This is a genomic window from Pseudomonas sp. YH-1 (assembly GCF_051990045.1).
In the GTDB taxonomy this organism is placed as follows: Bacteria; Pseudomonadota; Gammaproteobacteria; order Pseudomonadales; family Pseudomonadaceae; genus Pseudomonas; species Pseudomonas nicosulfuronedens.
This window is the reverse complement of sequence record NZ_CP178184.1, coordinates 558,506-576,935: the sequence shown is the minus strand read 5'-3', so window position 1 is coordinate 576,935 and position 18,430 is coordinate 558,506. Positions and strand designations below refer to the sequence as shown.

The following is an 18,430-nucleotide window of genomic DNA, read 5'->3' as shown; positions in this document are numbered from 1 at the left end:
CCATGCTGATCATCCCCGCAATCGATCTGAAAGACGGCGCCTGCGTGCGCCTGCGCCAGGGCCTGATGGAAGACGCCACGGTGTTCTCCGACGACCCGGTATCCATGGCCGCCAAGTGGGTGGAGGGCGGTTGCCGCCGTCTGCACCTGGTGGACCTGAACGGTGCCTTCGAAGGCAAGCCGGTCAATGGTGAAGTGGTCACCGCCATCGCCAAGCGCTACCCGAACCTGCCGATCCAGATCGGCGGCGGCATTCGCTCGCTGGAAACCATCGAGCACTACGTCCGCGCCGGCGTCAGCTACGTGATCATCGGCACCAAGGCGGTCAAGCAGCCGGAATTTGTCGGCGAAGCCTGCCGCACTTTCCCGGGCAAGGTCATCGTCGGCCTGGATGCCAAAGACGGCTTCGTCGCCACTGACGGCTGGGCCGAAGTGAGCGAAGTGCAGGTGATTGACCTGGCCAAGCGCTTCGAAGCCGACGGCGTCTCCGCCATCGTCTACACCGACATCTCCAAGGACGGCATGATGCAGGGCTGCAACGTCGAAGCCACCGCTGCCCTGGCCAATGCCACGCGCATTCCAGTGATCGCTTCGGGCGGCATCCACAACCTGGGTGATATCCAGAAGCTGCTGGACGCCCGCACCCCGGGCATCGTCGGCGCCATCACCGGCCGCGCGATCTATGAAGGCACGCTGGACGTTGCCGAAGCACAGGCGCTGTGCGACAGCTTCAAGGGCTGATCTGAACGCAGGCTGGGTGGGCCGCGAGGCGGCGTAACCCGGCGATGAGGACCTGGGGTGGTTTGGCAGCATGGGTATCGCTGCGCTCCACCCATCCTACGAGAGCATTGCTATGGCACTGGCTAAACGCATCATTCCCTGCCTCGACGTGGACAACGGCCGCGTGGTGAAGGGCGTCAAGTTCGAGAACATCCGCGACGCCGGCGACCCGGTGGAAATCGCCCGCCGCTACGACGAGCAGGGTGCGGACGAGATCACCTTCCTCGACATCACCGCCAGCGTCGATGGCCGCGACACCACCCTGCATACCGTCGAGCGCATGGCCAGCCAGGTGTTCATCCCGCTGACCGTGGGCGGTGGCGTCAGGACGGTGCAGGACATTCGCAACCTGCTCAATGCCGGTGCGGACAAGGTCTCGATCAACACCGCCGCGGTGTTCACCCCGGAGTTCGTCGGTGAGGCCGCCGCACGCTTCGGTTCGCAGTGCATCGTGGTCGCCATCGACGCCAAGAAAGTGTCGGGCCCCGGCGAAGCCCCGCGCTGGGAAATCTTCACCCACGGCGGCCGCAAGCCCACCGGGCTCGATGCGGTCGAATGGGCGAAGAAGATGGAAGGCCTGGGTGCCGGTGAAATCCTCCTGACCAGCATGGACCAGGACGGCGTGAAGAGCGGCTACGACCTGGGCGTGACCCGCGCCATCAGCGAGGCGGTGGGCGTTCCGGTGATCGCTTCCGGCGGCGTTGGCAACCTGGAGCACCTGGCCGCCGGCATCATCGAAGGCAAGGCCGACGCGGTCCTCGCGGCGAGCATCTTCCACTTCGGCGAGTACAGCGTGCCGGAGGCCAAAGCCTACCTGGCCAGCCGCGGCATCGTCGTGCGCTGACCCCTTCCGGGCCGGGGTTCTCCCGGCCCGATGGCTCTGTCCTGGGCCGTCCTTCTCCTGCGTCCGGTCGCCGCATCTCCTTCCTTCGCACGAAGCTTGCTAGCCAAAGGCTCAAGTCAAGGTGCTGGCGCTTCTGAGTCAAGGTACTGGCGTTCCAAAGTGAATGTGCTGGCGTACCTGTGTCCCATTGCCATATTCATAGGGTTTATTGGCGTCAATTCTCCGAGTAAGCTCTGCGCCTTCTCAGAAATGTCATACGCAGGAAATATCTCGATGCTGAAGCGCATTCTGCTCGCATGGCTAGGCTGCGGCCTGCTTCTGGCCAGCGCGGCAAGGGCTGAAACGGATTCTTCGGACTACAGCGTGGTGCTGCTCACCGAGAACTTCCCTCCCTACAACATGGCCATCAACGGCAAGAACTTCGCCCAGGAAGACAGCATCGACGGCATCGCCGTGGATATCGTCAAGGAAATGTTCAAGCGTGCCGGTGTGCAGTACAGCCTGACCCTGCGCTTCCCCTGGGACCGTATCTACAAGCTGGCGCTGGAGAAGCCCGGCTACGGCGTATTCGTCACCGCCCGCCTGCCCGAGCGCGAGAGCCAGTTCAAGTGGGTCGGCCCGATCGGCCCGGACGACTGGGTCCTGCTGGCCAAGGCCGACAGCAAGATCACCCTGAACAACCTGGACGAAGCCAAGCAGTACCGCGTTGGCGCCTACAAGGGCGACGCCATGGCCCAGTACCTGACCGAGCACGGCTTCGAGCCGGTGCTGGCGCTGCGCGATCAGGAGAACGCCGCCAAGCTGCGCGATGACCAGATCGACCTGTGGGCCAGCGGCGACCCGGCGGGCCGCTACCTGGCCAAGCAAGTGGGCGTCACCGGCCTGAAGACCGTACTGCGCTTCAACAGCGACCAGCTGTTCCTCGCGCTGAACCGCGAGACCCCAGACGCCGTGGTGCAGAAGCTGCAAGGGGCGTTGGACAAGATGCGTGCCGAAGGCTTCGTCGACGACGTGCTCAACAGTTACCTGTAACACCCGAAGGCCGGCCACTCGCCGGCCTTCGTGTTTGGCGCCGACATCCCTCGGCGCCGGTTTTGCCACGGAAGGCAGACGAGCGAAGTATTCCGTCCCCTCTGCAGGGATGCCGCAAGCCCAATAACGATAACCAAGCGAGCGGTATGACCATGCTGAAAGTCCTGATCAAGACCCTGACCCTGGGTCTGCTGTTGGGGGCCGCCACGGCCCGCGCCGAGTTGCCCGCCGATTACAAGATGGTGCTGCTCACCGAGAACTTCCCGCCGTTCAACATGGCGGTGGACGACAAGAACTTCGCTCGCGATGACGGTATCGACGGCATCAGCGCCGATATCGTCCGCGAGATGTTCAAGCGCGCCGGCATCCAGTACAGCCTGAGCCTGCGCTTCCCCTGGGATCGGCTGTACAAGCTGGCCCTCGACAAGCCCGACTACGGGCTGTTCTCCACCACCTACACGCCCGAGCGCGTGCCCCTGTTCAAGTGGGTCGGCCCGATCGCCAAGACCCATTGGGTCCTGCTGGCGCCGCCGGGCAGTTCGATCAAGGTGAAGGACCTCAAGGACGCCGCCAAGTACAAGCTCGGTGCCTACAAGAACGACGCCGTCAGCCAGAACCTGGAAAGCCAGGGCATCCCGGTGCTCAACGCGCTGCGCGACCAGGAAAACGTGAAGAAGCTGACTACCGGCGAGATCGACCTGTGGGCCACCACCGACCCGGTGGGCCGCTACCTGGCCAAGCAGGAGGGCGTGTCCGGCCTGCAGACCGTCCTGCGCTTCAACGAGGCCCAGCTATACCTGGCGATCAACAAGGACACCCCGGACGAGGTGGTGGCGAAGCTGCAGAAGGCGCTGGACGAGATGCGCGCCGATGGCTTCATCGAGCAGGCGACCAATAACTACCTGTAAGGTCGGCTTTTCGTTGTAGGGGCGAGCTTGCTCGCGAACCCGGCCTCCGGGGATTCCGGTGCAGGGCGCTGTTCGCGAGCAAGCTCGCTCCTACAGAAAGCCGATCCTGCCTACCTCTATCGGTAAATCCCGTTGCGCCCATGCCCCGCCATGGCGCGGTTGCCGCGCTCGGCGATCATCAGCGAGGGTTTCACCAGCTCGAAGCCCTGAGCCTTCAGGGTTGGTAGCACGCGCTTGAGCACGGCCAGGGTCGCCGGCTTCGGGTGGCCGATCATCACCACCGTACCCTGCTTGCGCGCCAGGGCCAGGCCACGCTGCATCTGCTCCAGCACCGCCGCTTCGCTCGGGTCGTCATCGAGGAACACGTCCCGTGACAGGCTGGCGAGGCCGATCTTCTGCGCCTCGGCGGCGGCCACGGTGGCGGCGCTGGTGCGGCTGTCGAGGAGGAACAGGTGGCGGCGCTGCAATTCCGCCGCCAGCCAGGCCATGGCCGGGCGGTCGGCCGTCATGCGGCTGCCTTCGTGGTTGTTCAGGCCTTGCACGTAGGGCACTTTCGCCAGCGCGGCGTCGAGGCGGCGCGCGCGTTCTTCCTGGCTCAGCTCCGGACGCCAGGCGTAGTCACCGCCGGCCGGGTCCATCGGCATGTGCAGCATGATGGTGCGCCCGCGCTGATGCGCCTCGCGCGCCAGTTCGGCGGCGTGGGGCGTGTCGGGGATGATCGCCAGGGCGATGGCGGGGGAGATGTCGAGCACCTGGCGGTCGCGTGCCAGATTCTGCCCAAGGTCGTCGATGACGATGCTGACCAGCGGCTTGCCGCTGGCCGGCCGGGGCGCAGCGGCCACCGGCAGGCACAGCAGCGCGCCCAGGCACAGGCCGAACAGCAGCCGGGCCGGGCGCATCGCTTAGTTGTTGCCGCGGCTGACGCTGAGTCCTTTCAGCAGGCTGAGGGCTTGGCTGAGCTGGTAGTCGCCATCCTGCGGGCGATCCACCGGCGGCTTGCCGGAAGTGGTCGGGCGATCCTGGCCACCGTTGCCGTTGGCCAGGTGGCCCTGCAGGTCGGCTTCCTTGAAGCCGTCGAACTCGCTTTTCTCGCGGGTTACCTTGGCGCGCTCCACCTCGATGTCCGGGGTGATGCCCTGGGCCTGGATGGAGCGGCCGTTGGGGGTGTAGTACAGCGCGGTGGTGAGCTTCAGGGCGCGGTCGTTGTTCAGCGGCAGCACGGTCTGCACCGAGCCCTTGCCAAAGCTGTCGGTGCCCATGAGGATCCCACGTTTCTGGTCCTGCAGGGCGCCAGCGACGATCTCCGCCGCCGAGGCGCTGCCGCCGTTGATCAGCACCACCAGCGGGACGCCGTCGCTCGGGTCGGCCGGATCGGCGGAGAAGCGCAGCTCGGAGTTGGGAATGCGGCCCTTGGTGTAGACGATCAGACCCTTGGTGAGGAAGGCGTCGGCCACTTCCACTGCCGATTGCAGTACACCGCCGGGGTTGTTGCGCAGGTCCAGGATCACGCCCTTGAGCTTGCCCTTGTTGTCGTTGCGCAGCTTGGACAGCGCCTTGACGGTCTCCTCGCCGGTGTTGACCTGGAACTGGGTGATGCGCAGGTAGCCGTAGCCCGGTTCGAGCATCTGGCTCTTCACGCTCTTGACCTTGATGATCGCGCGCTTGAGGGTGACGTCGAACGGCTTGCTGCCGCCGCGGACGATAGTCAGGGTGATCGGCGAGCCGGCCTTGCCGCGCATGCTGTCCACGGCTTCGTTCATCGACTGGCCCTTGGTCGGCTTGCCGTCGATCTTGACGATCAGGTCGCCGGGCTGGATGCCGGCGTTGGCTGCGGGGGTATCGTCGATCGGCGAGATCACCTTGACGAAGCCATCCTCGCTGCCGACCTCGATGCCCAGGCCGCCGAATTCGCCGCTGGTGCTTTCCTGCAGTTCGGCGAACTCTTCCGGGCCGAGGTAGGCCGAGTGCGGATCGAGGTTGCTGAGCATGCCCTTGATGGCATTCTCCAGCAGTGTCTTGTCGTCCACCGGTTCGACGTAGGCCGCCTTCACCCGGTCCAGGACCTCGGCAAAGGTGCGCAGCTCGTCGAGCGGCAGCGGAGCCTCCTTGCCGTTGGCCGCGGGGGATGCCGTCGGCGCGTCGGCGGCCTGGACCGCACCGACACCGAGCAGCAAGGCCAGGGCCAGGGTAGTGAGACGGAAAGCATGCGACATGTTTGGCTCCTAATGCGTGTTCGACGCTTATCCCTGCGTGCGACACCAGGTCGAAGGGTCCGCCGGGCGGCCCTGATGGCGAATGGCAAAATACACCGCCGGGGTACTCTGACCCCCGCTGGCTCCCACGGTTGCAATGGGATCGCCCGCTTTGACGGTATCGCCGGCGTCCTTCAGAAGACTTTGATTATGCCCATAAAGGCTGAGGTAGCCACCACCGTGGTCGAGAATGACCAGCAGGCCTGAGCCGCGCAGCCAGTCGGCGAACACCACGCGGCCGCCATGCACGGCACGCACGGTGCTGCCGGCGGAGGCACCGATCAGCACGCCATCCCAGGTGGCACGGGGGTCGTCGCCGCGCGGGCTGCCGTAGCGCGCCAGGACGCGGCCATCCACCGGCCAGGGCAGCTTGCCCTTGGTGGCGGCAAACGCGCCGCCGAATCCAGCGCCGCTGGAAACCAGCGGACCGCTGTAGTCGGGGCGCTTGGAGGGCGTCTGGGGTTTCTCGCCGCGGGCGGCCAGTTCCTGCTCGTGCTTGACCCGCTCGCGCTCGGCGGCCAGGGCACGCTGGCGCGCTTCCTCGGCTTCGCGGGCCTGGCGGGCGAGGGTTTCCTCGATGGTCTTGAGGACCTTGTTCAGGTCGTCCTGGCTCTGCTCGCGGTCCTTGAGCTTGCTGCTGCCGTCCTTCAGGTCGCTGTTGAGCTTGGCCAGGGTTTCCTGGCGCGCCTTGCGGGCGTCGGCCAGCTCCTGGCGTCGGGCCTCGAGGGCCGTCTGCTGGGCGACCTGCTCGTCCTTCTGCGAGGTGATTTCCTGCTCGACGTTGCTCAGCTGGCGCAGGGTCTCGTTGAAGGCCGAGAGCTGCTCCAGGCGCGCCTTGTTGATGTAGTCGTAGTAGGTCAGGGTGCGGCTGAACTTCTCGGGATGTTCCTGGTTCAGCAGCAGCTTGAGGTATTCCTGGCGACCGCTCTGGTAGGCGGCGCGGGCCTGGATGGCGATCAGGCGCTGCTGCTCAAGGCGTGCGCCCTGGAGTTTTTTTTTCTCTGAATCGAGGCGCTGCAGCTCTTCCTCGTTCTTCTTCATCTCGTCCTGGATCTGCTTGATCTGCTTTTCCAGGTCGCCCATCTGGGTCTCGGTGGACTTGAGCTGCTTCTGCACCCCGGACTTCTCGTCCTGGATGTTCTTCAGGTTCTTCTTCAGCTCATTGATGTCTTTCTGCGTCTGCTCTAGCTGACGTTGGGCGTCGGCGCGTTCGTCGGCAACGACCGCGAGCGGGCTCAGGAGGCAGATCAGCAGCAGCGGGAGGAGGGCACGAGGCATTGGGTGGCGGGCACCTGGATTCTGGACCGGGCTAGTATGCCCGTGGCGGGCGCTAAAAAAAACGCCCCAGGCCGCATGGCGTGGGGCGTTTGCTCTGACCGGCGGGAGATGGCTCACGTTCCCGCCAGATGATCGGCCTTAAAGCAGGCTGATGATCGACTTGCCGGTCATCTCTTTAGGCTGTTCCAGACCCATCAGATTCAGCAGGGTCGGGGCCACGTCGGCGAGTACGCCGCCCTCGCGGATGCTGACCTTGCGCTTGCCGACATAGACGAAAGGCACCGGCTCGCAGGTGTGCGCGGTGTGCGCCTGGCCGGTCATGGCGTCTTCCATCTGCTCGACGTTGCCGTGGTCGGCGGTGATCAGGGCTTCGCCGCCGACCTTGTCCAGTGCTTCGACGATCCGACCGACGCAGGTATCCAGGCACTCGACGGCTTTCACCGCGGCCTCGAACACACCGGTGTGGCCGACCATGTCGCCGTTGGCGTAGTTGACGATGATCACGTCGAAACGCTGGTGCTCGATGGCGTCGACGATCCGGTCGGTCACTTCCGGCGCGCTCATTTCCGGTTGCAGGTCATAGGTGGCGACCTTGGGCGACGGAATGAGGATGCGTTCTTCGCCTTCGAAGGGCTCTTCGCGGCCGCCGGAGAAGAAGAAAGTCACGTGGGCGTACTTCTCGGTCTCGGCGATGCGCAGCTGGGTCTTGCCGTTCTTGGCCAGGTACTCGCCCAGGACGTTGTCCAGGGACTCGGGCTTGAACGCGCTGGGCGCCGGGATGCTGGCCGCGTACTGGGTGAGCATCACGTACTCGGCCAGGTGCAGCTCGCGCTGGCGCGGGAACTCCTTGAAGCCCGGCTCGACGAAGGCGCGCGACAGTTCGCGGGCGCGGTCGGCACGGAAGTTCATGAAGACCACGGCATCGCCGTCTTCCACTCGCACCTGGTCGCCAATGCGGGTGGCCTTGACGAATTCGTCGCTCTCGCCGCGCTCATAGGCCGCGTTCAGCGCCCCCACGGCAGTGCCGGCGGTGAATTCGGCGGTGCCGTCGGTGATCAGGTTGTAGGCGGCTTCGACGCGGTCCCAGCGGTTGTCGCGGTCCATGGCGAAGTAGCGGCCGATGATGCTGGCGGTGCGGCCCTTGCCGATGCGGGCGAAGGCGTCGTCGAGCAGCTTCAGCGAGGGCTCGGCGCTCCTGGGTGGCGTGTCGCGGCCGTCGAGGAAGGCGTGCAGGTAGATTTTCTCGGCGCCCCGCTGCGCGGCCAGTTCGGCCATGGCGATCAGGTGGTCCTGGTGGCTGTGCACGCCACCATCGGAGAGCAGGCCGAGGATATGCACGGCCTTGCCGGCACCGGCGGCCTTGTCGACGGCACCGGTCAGCACCGGGTTCTGGAAGAACTCACCGTCGCGGATCGCCTTGGTGACGCGGGTGAAGTCCTGGTAGACGACGCGGCCGGCGCCCAGGTTCATATGGCCAACCTCGGAGTTGCCCATCTGGCCATCGGGCAGGCCGACGTCCATGCCCGAGCCGGAGATCAGGCCGTTCGGCTGGCTGGCCAGCAGGCGGTCCCAGTTGGGCTTCTTCGCGGCGTAGATGGCGTTGTATTCCGGGCTCTCGCTATGGCCGAAGCCGTCCAGAATGATCAGGACCAGCGGTTTGGGCGTTGCAGTCATAGTTACGGCTCTTTCCGAGAATAGGGGTCAGAAAAGGACCGGCATTTTACCTTTTGGTGCCGACAGACGCCATGATCCGCAGGGTTCAGCCGTCAGATACGCGCGTGTATACTGGCCGGCATTTTTACGTCTGGATGTCCTGCGCATGTCTTCGTTTCTTCCTCGTCTGATCGAATTCGCCACCCACCACTACCTGCTGGTCGGTGCCCTGGTCATCCTGCTGGTGCTGCTGGCCCTGCATGAAATGCGCAAGGGCGGCCGTGCGCTGTCCACCCGCGAGCTGACCGCCATGGTCAACGCCGAGCAGGCCGTGGTACTGGATATCCGCCCGACCAAGGAATTCGCCACCGGCCACATCGTCGGCGCGCTGAACATTCCGGCGGACAAGCTGAACGCGCGCATGAGCGAGCTGGATAAGCACAAGGCCAAGACCATCATCGTGGTCGATGGCATGGGCCAGCACTCGGGTACCTGGTGCAGCGTGCTGCAGAAGGCCGGCTACACCGCCGCCAAGCTGTCCGGGGGCATCGGCAGCTGGCGTGGCGACAACCTGCCCCTGGTGAAGTGAGATGCCGTCGACCTTGATCTACACCAGCGCGTGGTGCCCTTATTGCATCCGCGCCAAGGCCCTGCTGGACAGGAAGGGTGTTGCCTACGAGGAAATCTCCGTGGACGGCAAGCCTGGCGTTCGCGCCGAGATGGCCAGCAAGGCAGGTCGCACTTCGGTGCCGCAGATCTGGATCGACGGAACCCACATCGGCGGCTGCGACGATCTTTACGCGCTGGAACGCGCGGGCAAGCTGGATACGCTGCTCTCGGCGTAATTCCTCATTCTGAAACGATGCACAAGAAGGTCCCGAAATGACTGAACAAGCCAGCAACGGCGCAGCCGAACAAGACAACAACCCGCAGTTCTCGCTGCAGCGCATCTACGTGCGCGACCTCTCCTTCGAGGCCCCCAAGGCTCCGGAAATCTTCCGTCAGGAGTGGCAGCCGAGTATCGCCATGGACCTCAATACCCGTCAGAAGCAGCTCGATGGCGACTTCTACGAAGTGGTCCTGACCGTTTCGGTGACCGTGAAGAACAACGAAGAAACCGCTTTCATCGTTGAAGTGCAGCAGGCCGGTATCTTCCTGATCAAGGGCCTGGACGCTTCCAGCATGAGCCACACCCTGGGTGCCTTCTGCCCGAACATCCTCTTCCCCTACGCCCGCGAAACCCTGGACAGCCTGGTTGTCCGTGGTTCCTTCCCGGCGCTGATGCTGTCCCCGGTGAACTTCGATGCGCTGTACGCGCAGGAAATCGCCCGCATGCAGGCATCCGGCGAGATCCCGGCCCAGTAATCACTGACGCCGAACGAGAAAGGCGCCTTCGGGCGCCTTTTTCTTTGTCTGCGATTCGTGCTGAGTGAAATTTGATCAGCTTTGCGCGAGCGCCGCACCGTCCGGTTTACAGACGGTTATCCACAGACTGTTCCGCTAGTTGCTCAGCAATGCTGTGGGTAAGCGCTGTTGCTCTTCGTAGGAGCGAGCTTGCTCGCGAACAAACTCCCCTGCTGGGTTGAAAGGTTCGCGAGCAAGCTCGCTCCTACAGAACAGATCGGCGTGTCGGGCGTTCAAGTTTGGTGCGTGCGCACTAGAGGGGCGCAGGCTGGCGACAGGCTATCGCTTCAGCATTTGCTCCCGGGTGCTGCGATGCAGACGCATAGGGAATCGCCAAAAGCCCCGCCGTTACTGGCCTGTAGCTGCTCTCGCAAGATGCCGGCCGAAGGTGGTGCCAATCTTGGCACGCCCTCTGCAATACCCCTGATAACAGCGATTTCAGGGGCCTCGGTACAGGCAGGCTGGGGAACCCCTCTTTTACAACTTGCGAACGCGTCGCCCGAAGCGGTGGCCGTCGCAGCCGGTTCGGGGGTCCTGGTACAGGCAGGCCGGGAAAGCCCCCTTTTTATGCCCGCAGGCGCGCCACGGCGAGCCTCGCACCCGTTAGGGGTCCTGGTACAGGCAGGCCGGGTAAACCCCTCTTTTATGTCGCGATTCTCCGTCTGGAGGACTCGCTTCCCGCTTCGGGGCCCCGGACCAGGCAGGCCGGGAAAACCCCGCTTTTATTCGGGCCGCGCGCTGATGGTCAGGCGCCACTGGCCGTCGACCTCAGTGCTGTCCCAGGTACCCTGCAGGCGTCGGGTCGACAGCAACGTCAGCAGAACACCGCGCTTCCTTGGCTCCAGCTTCCAGCGCACCGGCGCATCGCCGATGCGCAACTGGCCCTGTTGCGCGTCGCCGCTGGCATCGATCTGCAGGGCGAGGGCGCCATCCAGGTGGCCGGCACGAATGGCAGGCTGCGCGTCCAGGGTGAGCACCAAGCCACCGGCAGACGGCTCTACGGCAAGGATCTGCGGTGGCCCTTCGTGCGGTGGATTGACCAGGCGGCCCAGCATCAGGCCCAGCAGCAGGCCAAGCACGCATAGCGAAACCAGCACCTTCAGCCACGGCCTGGGCCGCATTTGCTCCTTGGCGGGGGTAGAATGCCCGCCGTTCTCAGGCTCGGAGCGCTGCATGTTCCACGTAATCCTCTTTCAACCGGAAATCCCCCCAAACACCGGCAACATTATCAGGCTGTGCGCCAACGCGGGTTGCAGCCTGCATCTCATCGAGCCGCTGGGCTTCGAACTGGACGATAAGCGTCTGCGTCGTGCCGGGCTGGATTACCACGAGTACGCCAGCGTGCGCCGCTATGCGAGCCTCGAAGAATGCCTGGAGCAGCTCGACCAGCCGCGTCTGTTTGCCTTCACCACCAAGGGTTCGCAGCCGTTCCACGAAGTGGCCTATGAGCGCGGCGATGCCTTCCTGTTCGGCCCGGAAAGCCGTGGCCTGCCGGAAGAGGTGCGCGACGCCCTGCCGCCGGAACAGCGCGTGCGCCTGCCGATGCGCCCTGGCTGCCGCAGCCTGAACCTGTCCAACACCGTGGCTGTGACCGTCTACGAAGCCTGGCGCCAGCACGGCTTCGCGATGGATTGAGCGTTTTCTGATCAAATCGCGCAAACCCGCGCCGGTCGGGGAGCGCAGCGGCTTGCCCCAAGCTTATCCACAGGCAGGCGCACAGTGGATGTGGGCAAGCCGAAAATTCCTGCACAGAAACCACGCAAACCCCTAGGCCCCGCGTGCTCTGGGCTGTAGCACGTTCCTTCCCCGTTCCGTGCACAGTGTTATCCACAGGTTCTGGGGGTAGATATTGCCGGGATATGACTGCGTTCAGCCCGGGCAGCGCTCGGGCCAGAGGCGTTTTTGGCAAGCGCAGCGCAAGAAAAAGGGGCCATTCGGCCCCTTTGTCGTGGAAGGACTTCAGTCCTCGCCGTCGTCGTCCGGGCCGTCGATCTTCATGCCCAGTTCCTTGATCTTGCGGGTCAGGGTGTTGCGGCCCCAGCCCAGTAGCACGGCGGCATCACGTCGGCGACCGGCCGTGTGCTTGAGCGCGGTCTCGATCATGATCCTTTCGAACGCCGGTACGGCAGTGTCCAGCAGGCTGGACTGTCCGCGCCCCAGTGCCTGATCGGCCCAGTGGCGCAGGGCCTGTTCCCAGTTCGCAGCCGGTACGCTGTCCTGCGGTTGGGTCATCAGCTCCGGCGGCAGGTCATCGACGTGCACCTCGCGGCCGGAGGCCATGACGGTGATCCAGCGGCAGGTGTTCTCCAGCTGGCGCACGTTGCCCGGCCAGCCGAGGTTCTTCAGGTATTCCTCGGTTTCCGGCTTGAGCAGCTTGGGCTCGACCGCCAGCTCCTGCGCGGCGCGGGAGAGGAAGTGCCGGGCCAGCGCGGGGATGTCCTCGCGGCGGTCGGCCAGGCGCGGGATGTGTACGCGGATGACGTTCAGGCGGTGGAACAGGTCCTCGCGGAACTTGCCTTCGCGCACCAGGTTTTCCAGGTTCTGGTGGGTCGCGGCGATGATCCGCACGTCCACCTTCACCGGGGTGTGGCCGCCCACACGGTAGAACTCGCCATCCGCCAGCACCCGCAGCAGGCGGGTCTGGGTGTCGGCCGGCATGTCGCCGATCTCGTCGAGGAACAGCGAGCCGCCGTCGGCCTGCTCGAAGCGGCCGCGGCGCTGGTTGGCCGCGCCGGTGAAGGCGCCTTTCTCGTGGCCGAACAGCTCGGACTCCATCAGGTCCTTGGGGATCGCTGCCATGTTCAGTGCGATGAAAGGCGACGTTGCGCGGGGGCTGTGGCGGTGCAGGGCATGGGCAACCAGTTCCTTGCCAGTGCCCGACTCGCCGTTGATCAGCACGGTAATGTTGGAGTGCGAGAGGCGGCCGATGGCGCGGAACACCTCCTGCATCGCCGGCGCTTCACCGATGATTTCCGGGGTGCGCGTCTGGTTGGCCGGTGCTTCCAGGCCCTGCTGCTCCTGGGCGTGCTGGTTGGCGCGCTTGACCAGGGAGACGGCTTCGTCGACGTCGAAGGGCTTGGGCAGGTATTCGAAGGCGCCGCCCTGATAAGAGGCCACGGCGCTGTCCAGGTCCGAGTGCGCGGTCATGATGATCACCGGCAGGCGCGGGTGTACCTCGCGGATCTGCGCCAACAGGTCCAGGCCGCTGGAGCCGGGCATGCGGATATCGGAGATGATCACGTCCGGTTGCTGCCGGCCCAGGCGGCTCATCACGCTGTCGGCGCTGTCGAAGCTGACGGTAGTCATGCCTTCCTGCTGCAGGGCTTTTTCCAGTACCCAGCGGATGGAGCGGTCGTCGTCGACGATCCAGACGGTCTCTGATCGGCTCATGGTCAATGCACTCCTTGTTCCAGGGGCAGGAACAGACTGAATACGGTGTGGCCTGGATGGCTCTCGCATTCGATCAAGCCCTGGTGCTGGCTGATGATGTTCTGGGTGATGGCGAGGCCCAGGCCGGTGCCGTCGGCACGGCCGCTGACCATGGGATAGAAGATGGTGTCCTGCAGTTCGGCCGGGATGCCCGGGCCGTTGTCGATGATCTCCACCTTGCACACCAGGCGATGACGCGTGTGGCCGATGGTGAACTGGCGCAGGGTGCGGGTGCGCAGGGTGATGCGCCCCAGCTTGAGTTCGTTCTGCGCGGCAATCGCCTGCATGGCGTTGCGCACGATGTTGAGCACGGCCTGGATCATCTGCTCGCGGTCGATCAGCAGGTCAGGGATGCTCGGGTCGTAGTCGCGCACCAGCGGGATGGTGCCCTGGGTCTCGGCTTCCACCAGGCTGCAGACGCGTTCCAGCACCTCATGGACGTTGGTCACCGAGAGCTGTGGCAACTTGTTGGAGCCGAGCATGCGGTCCACCAGATTCCTCAGGCGGTCGGCTTCTTCGATGATGACGTTGGTGTAGTCCTTGAGCGATTCCTCTGGCAGCTCACGGGAAAGCAACTGCGCTGCGCCCCGAATGCCGCCCAGCGGATTCTTGATCTCGTGGGCCAGGCCGCGCACCAGCAACTTGGTGGTTTCCTGCTTGGACAGCTGTGCCTCTTCCTTGGTGATCCGCAGCAGTCGGTCGCGCGGGTGGACTTCCAGCAGCAGCAGGGTATCGCGGCGGTCGAGGATCGGCGTCACCGCGTAGTCCACGGTGATGGTCTGGCCGGTCAGCGAGGTCAGGCTCGCCTCGCGCTTGGTGAAGGGGTGCGCCTCTTCCACTGCCTGGCGCAGGGACTGCAGCGCCTCGGGCGATTCGGTGAACAGCTCGCTGATGAACTGCCCGTGGCTGCGCTGGCCACTGACCGCCAGCAGCATTTCTGCCGCCGGGTTCATGTACTCCAGGCGCAGCTCGGCATTGAGCAGGATCACCGCCGTGGTGAGGTTGTCGAGCAACAGGCGGAGCTGGGTTTCTGTAGGCATGGCGTAAGAGATGTCCCAAGACTGTGCGGGAAAATGCAAAAAGCAAACCAGGCCCTGAAAAGACGCGTAATTCGCGGCATCGCGCTGATTTGCGGTGCGCAGGCGGCCGATCCGGTCAGCAGAAATGACCCGAAATGGGGAGAGTATAGAAAGTGGTGCAGGCGTACGCACCGATATGGTGCGTTTGTGGCAGGCCGCACGCCGCGTCAGTGGTCGGCGGCGGCGAGCGGCTGGGAAGTATCGAGATCGGCCGATTCGGCCACTGAAACGCGGAACATGTGGAAAGGCTGACTGGGCGTCTGCTCGATGGTGCGGCCCAGGGTGTCGATGATCTCCACCGAGAGCTGGTGGGTGCCCCGGTCGATGTTGTTCAGCGGAAACACCGGGCTGCGGCCGGGCTCACCCACGGGCTTGCCGTCCAGCAGCAGGCGGTAGAGATGGCCGGGGAGCAGGGCCGGGTCGCTGGTGGCCGAGACGATCAGCGCGCCGTCATTGGCTCGAACGGTGGCGTCGGGCTCTGGCACGATGATACGCAGCAGCTGGTAGGCCGGAGGTCCGGGCGGCAGCGCGGGCGTGGCTGGCGCGTAGAGCGGTGGCGGCATGCGCATGCCGTTTGGCGAGCCGGGCTGGGAGTTGATCGGCGCCAGTTGCAGCTTCTGCGCGTTGCCGCGCGGCGGCTGGTCGGTGAAGACGCGATTACCTTCCTTGTCGATGTAGGTGTAGACCTCGGCGCTGGCCGACAGGCAGAACAGCGCCGACAACAGGAGCATCACCAGATAGCGCATCGTCAGCCGCCCGTCCGGGGTTGGACCTTGGGCCGTTGCGGGCTGTTGGTGCTGATGCGCTGCAGGGTGAAGCTCACCGGCGCGCTGGCCTGGATCACGCGGCTGCCCTGCAGGACCTGGACGGCCAGCGTGTGGTCGCCGCGGTCGATTTCCTGCAAGGCGATGCTGGTGCTGCTGGTCGGCGCGCCATAGGGCTGGCCGTCGAGCACCAGTTGCAGCAGATGGCCGCCAGCCAGGGCGGGCTGCACCACGACATTGACGATGAAGCTGCCGTTGTTCTGTCGCAGCGATTCGTCGTCCGGCAGGTTGCTCAGGGCGAGAATCGCGTAGGCGTTGCTGGCCTGGTTCGCGGTGCCGCTGTCGGCGGGCACTGCGACCGGCCCCTGCGGTCCGACGGTGTTGGTCGGTGGCAGCTCAACGGGCTTGGCGTCGACGTTGGTCGGCGGCTGGTTGGTGAACACTGTCTTGCCGTTGGCATCGGTGTACTTGTAGATCTGCGCGCTGGCTGGCAATGCGGCGGCGAGCAGCAGGGCGGTGAGGATCAGGCGCATGAAGAATCTCCGGATGGTCATGCCAAGCCTTGCACCGCCGACGGCGGCTGGCAAGTTGCCTATTGTCTTTCAGCAGGGCGCCGCGCGTTGTGCGCTGCTCCTCGTGGGGAGGACCTTTCCTGCGCGGGACGGGTCCGAGCCTGGCGCCGGCGTCTGTATGATGCGGGCAAGCGTGATTTTCCATTGTTCCGGGGTATGCCTGTGATTCTGATTCGTTACCTGCTTCGTCAGTGGTTGCTGCTGTGCTGCCTCGGCCTGGGCCTGTCCTTCGCCGTACCCGCCATGGCAGCGCTTCCCGGGGCTCTCGCCGGGGTGACGGGCAGTGGCGAGGCGAAGGTCAGCGATGCCCAGTTGGAGCAGTCGCTGAACCAGGTGATCAAGACCCTGGAGAACGACCAGCAGCGCGCCGACCTGCTGAAGAAGCTCAAGCAGTTGCGCGACGCCACACAGAAGGGCGCTGAAGAACAGGGCGGTGTTCTGGGGCTGATTGGCGACACCCTGGGGAGTCTGGAGAAACAGTTCGAGGGCGCCAACAGCCCGGTGGTGCGTTGGACCGAGCTGTTCCAGGGCGCCGGCTTCGAGCTTGAAGCACGGACCCCTTCGCTGGCGGAATGGCCGGGCATGATCCTCGATTTCGCCCTGGTCATCCTCATCTGGGCCTGCGTTGCCCTCGGCCTGCGCTGGATCGCCGGGCGCATGCGCAAGCGCTTCGGCCTGGAGGATGAACTGCCCCAGCACCCCAAGACCCGCGACCTGCTGTTGTTCGCCCTGCGCAAGCTTGGCCCCTGGCTGGTGGCCTTCCTGATCACCGTCTACCTGTCCGTGGTGCTGCCCAGTTCGCTCGGCAAGCTGGTGGCGATGGTGATCGCCTACACCCTGGTATGCGGCACGCTGTTCTCCGCGCTCTGTGTGATCTCCCTATCGCTGCTCAGTGGCCCGCACCGCATGCGAGCGCTGGACATCCTGCGCCGTCGTGCCTTCCGCCCGCTCTGGCTGATCGGCAGCCTCGCGGCACTGGGCGAAGTGATGCACGACCCTCGCGTCATCGAGAGCCTGGGGATGAACATCTCGCTGTTCGTCGGCTCCGTGGCGAACATCTGTGCAGCGCTGCTTACCGCGCTGTTCGTCCTGCAGTTCCGCCGGCCCATCGCCCACCTGATCCGCAACCAGCCGCTGGAGCGGCGCCTCAAGCGCAGGGGCCTGAGCGACCTGGTGGAACTGGTCGGTTCGATCTGGTTCCTGCCGGTTCTGGTGCTGGTGGGCATCTCGCTGTTCGCCACCATCGTCACGGCTGGCGACAGCAGCTACGCCCTGCGTCGCGCGCTGGTCTGTGCTGTCGTGGCGGTGGTCGCGATGACCGTCAATGGCCTGATCCGCCGTGCCCATCAACGCTCGGCCCGACGCGGTGCACGTCGCCATGCACCGTACATCGAGCAGTTGCAGAGCTTCGGCTACACGCTGCTGCACATCGCCAGCCTGCTGTTCTTCCTGGAGATCGGCCTGCGCGTCTGGGGCATGTCGCTGGTGCGTTTCGCCGAAGGCGACGGCTCGCAGATCAGCCTCAAGCTGTTCAGCTTCGGCACCACCCTGCTGGTCGCCTGGCTGGTCTGGATTCTCACCGATACCGCGGTACAGCACAGCCTCGGCCTGGGCGGCAAGAAGAGCGCCAACGCCCGCGCACTGACCATGCTGCCGCTGATCCGCAACGTGCTGTTCGTGACCATCGCGGTGATTGCGCTGATCGTCGCCCTGGCCAACATGGGCATGAACGTCACGCCGCTGCTTGCTGGTGCCGGTGTCATCGGTCTGGCTATCGGCTTTGGTGCGCAATCACTGGTGGCGGACCTGATCACCGGCCTGTTCATCATCATCGAGGACTCGCTGTCCATCGACGACTACGTGGATGTCGGCGGCCACCTGGGGACGGTCGAGGGCCTGACCATCCGCACCGTGCGCCTGCGCGACCTGGATGGTGTGGTACACACCATCCCGTTCAGCGAGATCAAGAGCATCAAGAACTACTCGCGGCAGTTCGGCTACGCGATGTTCCGCTGGCCGGTGCCGGCGAGCATGCCCATCGACGACGCGCTGGCGCTGGTCAAGGAGGTCTCCGGCGAGTTGCGCGGCGACCGCACCATCAACCGCGCCATCTGGTCGCCGCTGGAAATCCAGGGTATCGAGAGCTTCGATGCCGGCCAGGCGATCCTGCGCTTCCGCTTCAAGACGGCGCCGATCCGCCAGTGGGAAGTGCAGCGCGCCTTCAACCTGCGCCTGCGGCAGAAGCTGGATAAGGCCGGGCTGGAGCTCTCCATGCCACGCCTGAATGTGCAGCTCTCGCGCCTGCGCAAATCGCGCCGCGAGGATGACGAGGAGCATGGCGCGCCGGTCGACGGCGGGATCTGAATCCGGCCTTCCGTTGTAGGAGCGAGCTTGCTCGCGAATGCGTTATCCGGTGACTCCAGTGCTGTGCGGTTC

18 protein-coding genes are annotated in these 18,430 nt (G+C 64.9%); 9 read left to right on the top strand and 9 right to left on the bottom strand.

What is annotated here, in order from left to right:
- Nucleotides 1–2: 2 nt before the first annotated feature.
- From hisA to ACKI1H_RS02595, 4 genes are all read left to right on the top strand, one after another.
- Nucleotides 3–740 carry a 1-(5-phosphoribosyl)-5-[(5-phosphoribosylamino)methylideneamino]imidazole-4-carboxamide isomerase gene (gene hisA, locus ACKI1H_RS02610; RefSeq protein ID WP_440467591.1) on the top strand — a complete coding sequence of 246 codons (738 nt, stop codon included), beginning with the start codon at nt 3–5 and terminating at the stop codon, nt 738–740.
- 112 nt (nt 741–852) lie between these two features.
- On the top strand, nt 853–1,623 hold the full coding sequence (gene hisF / locus ACKI1H_RS02605) for an imidazole glycerol phosphate synthase subunit HisF (protein ID WP_017517162.1): 771 nt from the start codon (nt 853–855) through the stop codon (nt 1,621–1,623).
- A gap of 276 nt (nt 1,624–1,899) precedes the next feature.
- Nucleotides 1,900–2,655, top strand: coding sequence for a substrate-binding periplasmic protein (locus ACKI1H_RS02600; RefSeq protein ID WP_440468815.1), 756 nt, complete (start codon nt 1,900–1,902; stop codon nt 2,653–2,655).
- A gap of 152 nt (nt 2,656–2,807) precedes the next feature.
- Complete coding sequence (locus ACKI1H_RS02595) at nt 2,808–3,563, top strand: substrate-binding periplasmic protein (RefSeq protein ID WP_054910504.1); 756 nt, start codon at nt 2,808–2,810, stop codon at nt 3,561–3,563.
- A 116-nt stretch (nt 3,564–3,679) separates the two neighbouring features.
- Here ACKI1H_RS02595 and ACKI1H_RS02590 read toward each other — a convergent pair whose 3' ends face one another.
- From ACKI1H_RS02590 to gpmI, 4 genes are all read right to left on the bottom strand, one after another.
- Nucleotides 3,680–4,462, bottom strand: a complete 783-nt coding sequence (locus ACKI1H_RS02590) for a divergent polysaccharide deacetylase family protein (RefSeq protein ID WP_440467590.1) — start codon at nt 4,460–4,462, stop codon at nt 3,680–3,682.
- 3 nt (nt 4,463–4,465) lie between these two features.
- Complete coding sequence (locus tag ACKI1H_RS02585) at nt 4,466–5,776, bottom strand: S41 family peptidase (protein ID WP_440467589.1); 1,311 nt, start codon at nt 5,774–5,776, stop codon at nt 4,466–4,468.
- 27 nt (nt 5,777–5,803) lie between these two features.
- Entirely contained in the window at nt 5,804–7,093 is a 1,290-nt protein-coding gene (locus ACKI1H_RS02580; protein WP_440467588.1) for a murein hydrolase activator EnvC family protein, read from the bottom strand.
- Nucleotides 7,094–7,231: 138 nt separating this feature from the next.
- The gene (gene gpmI, locus ACKI1H_RS02575) at nt 7,232–8,767 is read right to left on the bottom strand and encodes a 2,3-bisphosphoglycerate-independent phosphoglycerate mutase (RefSeq protein ID WP_138523682.1); all 1,536 of its coding nucleotides are present in this window, start codon (nt 8,765–8,767) and stop codon (nt 7,232–7,234) included.
- A 145-nt stretch (nt 8,768–8,912) separates the two neighbouring features.
- Between gpmI and ACKI1H_RS02570 the strand changes: the two genes are divergently transcribed.
- Genes ACKI1H_RS02570 through secB form a run of 3 tightly spaced genes read left to right on the top strand, consistent with a single transcriptional unit; the run spans nt 8,913 to nt 10,111 of the window.
- A complete protein-coding gene (locus ACKI1H_RS02570) occupies nt 8,913–9,335 on the top strand; it encodes a rhodanese-like domain-containing protein (RefSeq protein ID WP_138523680.1) in 423 nt (140 codons plus the stop codon).
- Nucleotide 9,336: 1 nt separating this feature from the next.
- Nucleotides 9,337–9,591: a glutaredoxin 3 gene (gene grxC / locus ACKI1H_RS02565; protein WP_138523678.1), complete on the top strand. Its 255-nt coding sequence runs from the start codon at nt 9,337–9,339 to the stop codon at nt 9,589–9,591.
- Nucleotides 9,592–9,628: 37 nt separating this feature from the next.
- Nucleotides 9,629–10,111, top strand: coding sequence for a protein-export chaperone SecB (secB, locus tag ACKI1H_RS02560; protein ID WP_017517171.1), 483 nt, complete (start codon nt 9,629–9,631; stop codon nt 10,109–10,111).
- A 761-nt stretch (nt 10,112–10,872) separates the two neighbouring features.
- Here the strand turns inward: secB and ACKI1H_RS02555 are convergent.
- Nucleotides 10,873–11,325 carry a hypothetical protein gene (locus ACKI1H_RS02555; protein ID WP_440467587.1) on the bottom strand — a complete coding sequence of 151 codons (453 nt, stop codon included), beginning with the start codon at nt 11,323–11,325 and terminating at the stop codon, nt 10,873–10,875.
- On the opposite strand from ACKI1H_RS02555, the gene trmL reads away from it, so the two are divergent.
- Complete coding sequence (gene trmL, locus ACKI1H_RS02550) at nt 11,324–11,785, top strand: tRNA (uridine(34)/cytosine(34)/5-carboxymethylaminomethyluridine(34)-2'-O)-methyltransferase TrmL (RefSeq protein WP_440467586.1); 462 nt, start codon at nt 11,324–11,326, stop codon at nt 11,783–11,785. The genes ACKI1H_RS02555 and trmL overlap by 2 nt on opposite strands.
- A 324-nt stretch (nt 11,786–12,109) precedes the next feature.
- Here trmL and ntrC read toward each other — a convergent pair whose 3' ends face one another.
- The 4 genes from ntrC to ACKI1H_RS02530 form a co-directional block, all read right to left on the bottom strand.
- Complete coding sequence (gene ntrC / locus ACKI1H_RS02545) at nt 12,110–13,540, bottom strand: two-component system response regulator NtrC (protein ID WP_138523671.1); 1,431 nt, start codon at nt 13,538–13,540, stop codon at nt 12,110–12,112.
- A gap of 2 nt (nt 13,541–13,542) precedes the next feature.
- Nucleotides 13,543–14,619 (bottom strand): nitrogen regulation protein NR(II), encoded by a 1,077-nt coding sequence (glnL, locus tag ACKI1H_RS02540; protein ID WP_138523669.1) that lies wholly within the window; start codon nt 14,617–14,619, stop codon nt 13,543–13,545.
- 206 nt (nt 14,620–14,825) lie between these two features.
- Nucleotides 14,826–15,395, bottom strand: a complete 570-nt coding sequence (locus ACKI1H_RS02535; RefSeq protein ID WP_440468814.1) for a DUF4124 domain-containing protein — start codon at nt 15,393–15,395, stop codon at nt 14,826–14,828.
- Between the two features lie 11 nt (nt 15,396–15,406).
- The gene (locus tag ACKI1H_RS02530; protein WP_440467585.1) at nt 15,407–15,955 is read right to left on the bottom strand and encodes a DUF4124 domain-containing protein; all 549 of its coding nucleotides are present in this window, start codon (nt 15,953–15,955) and stop codon (nt 15,407–15,409) included.
- A 195-nt stretch (nt 15,956–16,150) separates the two neighbouring features.
- Between ACKI1H_RS02530 and ACKI1H_RS02525 the strand changes: the two genes are divergently transcribed.
- Nucleotides 16,151–18,358, top strand: a complete 2,208-nt coding sequence (locus ACKI1H_RS02525) for a mechanosensitive ion channel family protein (protein WP_138523663.1) — start codon at nt 16,151–16,153, stop codon at nt 18,356–18,358.
- The last annotated feature ends 72 nt before the right edge of the window (nt 18,359–18,430 follow it).

What these genes read in the sequence shown, in the direction of transcription:
- hisA (WP_440467591.1), top strand. Translation starts at nt 3, where the DNA reads ATGCTGATCATCCCCGCAATCGATCTGAAAGACGGCGCCTGCGTGCGC.
- hisF (WP_017517162.1), top strand. Translation starts at nt 853, where the DNA reads ATGGCACTGGCTAAACGCATCATTCCCTGCCTCGACGTGGACAACGGC.
- ACKI1H_RS02595 (WP_054910504.1), top strand. Translation starts at nt 2,808, where the DNA reads ATGCTGAAAGTCCTGATCAAGACCCTGACCCTGGGTCTGCTGTTGGGG.
- ACKI1H_RS02590 (WP_440467590.1), bottom strand. Translation starts at nt 4,462, where the DNA reads ATGCGCCCGGCCCGGCTGCTGTTCGGCCTGTGCCTGGGCGCGCTGCTG.
- ACKI1H_RS02585 (WP_440467589.1), bottom strand. Translation starts at nt 5,776, where the DNA reads ATGTCGCATGCTTTCCGTCTCACTACCCTGGCCCTGGCCTTGCTGCTC.
- ACKI1H_RS02580 (WP_440467588.1), bottom strand. Translation starts at nt 7,093, where the DNA reads ATGCCTCGTGCCCTCCTCCCGCTGCTGCTGATCTGCCTCCTGAGCCCG.
- gpmI (WP_138523682.1), bottom strand. Translation starts at nt 8,767, where the DNA reads ATGACTGCAACGCCCAAACCGCTGGTCCTGATCATTCTGGACGGCTTC.
- ACKI1H_RS02570 (WP_138523680.1), top strand. Translation starts at nt 8,913, where the DNA reads ATGTCTTCGTTTCTTCCTCGTCTGATCGAATTCGCCACCCACCACTAC.
- grxC (WP_138523678.1), top strand. Translation starts at nt 9,337, where the DNA reads ATGCCGTCGACCTTGATCTACACCAGCGCGTGGTGCCCTTATTGCATC.
- secB (WP_017517171.1), top strand. Translation starts at nt 9,629, where the DNA reads ATGACTGAACAAGCCAGCAACGGCGCAGCCGAACAAGACAACAACCCG.
- trmL (WP_440467586.1), top strand. Translation starts at nt 11,324, where the DNA reads ATGTTCCACGTAATCCTCTTTCAACCGGAAATCCCCCCAAACACCGGC.
- ACKI1H_RS02555 (WP_440467587.1), bottom strand. Translation starts at nt 11,325, where the DNA reads ATGCAGCGCTCCGAGCCTGAGAACGGCGGGCATTCTACCCCCGCCAAG.
- ntrC (WP_138523671.1), bottom strand. Translation starts at nt 13,540, where the DNA reads ATGAGCCGATCAGAGACCGTCTGGATCGTCGACGACGACCGCTCCATC.
- glnL (WP_138523669.1), bottom strand. Translation starts at nt 14,619, where the DNA reads ATGCCTACAGAAACCCAGCTCCGCCTGTTGCTCGACAACCTCACCACG.
- ACKI1H_RS02530 (WP_440467585.1), bottom strand. Translation starts at nt 15,955, where the DNA reads ATGCGCCTGATCCTCACCGCCCTGCTGCTCGCCGCCGCATTGCCAGCC.
- ACKI1H_RS02525 (WP_138523663.1), top strand. Translation starts at nt 16,151, where the DNA reads ATGCCTGTGATTCTGATTCGTTACCTGCTTCGTCAGTGGTTGCTGCTG.